Below are 1,578 nucleotides of genomic sequence, written 5' to 3'. Positions count from 1 at the left end.
CATTTTGACGGCGGCGCCTCGGCGCCGACCAATGGCGACACGTCGAGCTACACGCGCTTTCGCTCGCGGCCCGTCGATGTCTCGACAAGCGCGCCGCTCGGCGACGGCTCTTGGACGATCTGGTCGAACTACTCGTCTCTCTCGCTCTACTCCGCGACCTCGCCGGCCATAACCGGCGTCACCGGCACGCCGCAGCGTTTCGAGGTCCAGTGCTGGCTGGTCTCGACGGGCGGCAACCCGGGCAATCCTTCCGCCTCCTCCTTCCTCACCATCTCGACCTTCTGACGATCGCGCCCGCGCGACCAAGGGAAAGCCCCGCCTCATGACCGATCTCGCCGCACTCTTCGCGACCATCTACCGCGATTATGAGACCGATGGCGTCGCCGCCTCCGGCGCGCACGAGCCCGCCAAATCCGACATTCGTGGGATTGGCCCCGCCATCGCGTCAGAGATCCTCGCGCGCTATTCGGCGCCCGTCGCCGGCGTCCAGTCGCGCACGGTCGCGACGCCGCCGGCGAGCCCGAGCGCGGGACAAAAATGGATCGTGCCGCCGGGCGGCACGGGCGCGTTCGCCGGGCAGACTGGAAAGGTCGCGGAATATTCCGGCTCCACCTATGTCTTTACCGCGCCGACCGCCGGCTACACGGCCTTCGTGCTCGATGAGGTCGAGCTCTATGGCTATGATGGCGCGGCCTGGAAGCTGCTTACGGGCGCGGCCATCGCAAAGGCGCTGCTGAGCGAGCTGGCGACGATCACGACAGCGCCGGCCGACAAGGAGGCGCATGTCTACGCCGATGTGATCGGGACGACCGTCTCGCGCGCCCGCGCCTCCAATGTCGCGACAATCGTCTATGCGGCTGCGCACGGGTTGAGCGTCGGCGAGCACTATAATCAGCGCGGACTCTCCGGCTCCGGCTACAATGGCCGTGTGACGGTCGCGAGCGTCCCGAGCCCGACGAGCGTCACTTACGCCAGCACGGGCGGCGATGAATCGACGACGGCCGACGCCGGCGGCTCCGCCGATCGCAATGGCGTCTACCGTTCGGATGGCGCGGGCGGTTGGCCTTGGATCAGCGATCTTTCCATCGACGTGCTGATCGCGCAATTCATCGCGCTGAAGCTGCGCGTCGCGCCTTACTACTCGAGCGTCTCCGCAGGCCTTTCCGACGTCGCCTCCGGCGCATATTTCACCGTGCGGCCGTCCGCCTATTCCGGCATGGCGTCGGACGTCTATCTCAACAATTCCGGCGTCGCTTCTTATCAATTTTCCGTCCCGGCCGGCGGCCCCGGCAAGACGCTGGACACGAGCTATACGAGCGCGAGCGGATTTATCTATGGCGTTGTGGACGCATTGGGGCGCGTGCTGGCCGGATGCGACGCGGCGGCGAGATGGTCCGGGAAATTCGTGACGCCTGGCTCCGGCCTCGTCGAGAGCTATGACGTTTTGGGCCGCCAAAAGCTGACGGTCGGCGGGATCGGCGGCGCGAATTTCGACGGTTCGGTCGCGTCGATCTCGGGCTATTTGTGGGGCGTTGTCGACAGCGCCGGGAGAATCCTCGGCGCCGTGAGGCCGAATGC

The 1,578-nt window shown here is 66.5% G+C and carries 2 protein-coding genes; both read left to right on the top strand.

The features are described 5' to 3' along the window. A partial coding sequence (locus ACT53T_RS04415; RefSeq protein WP_476160283.1) for a hypothetical protein occupies positions 1–285 on the top strand: 285 nt, incomplete at its 5' end. A gap of 37 nt (positions 286–322) precedes the next feature. Further along, the coding region (locus ACT53T_RS04410; RefSeq protein ID WP_476160282.1) for a DUF2793 domain-containing protein at positions 323–1,578 on the top strand (1,256 nt) is incomplete at its 3' end.

It is taken from the genome of Methylosinus sp. DMC45 (genome assembly GCF_056313885.1).
The sequence above is the reverse complement of the archived record's forward strand: the minus strand, read 5'-3'. Positions and strand labels throughout refer to the sequence as shown.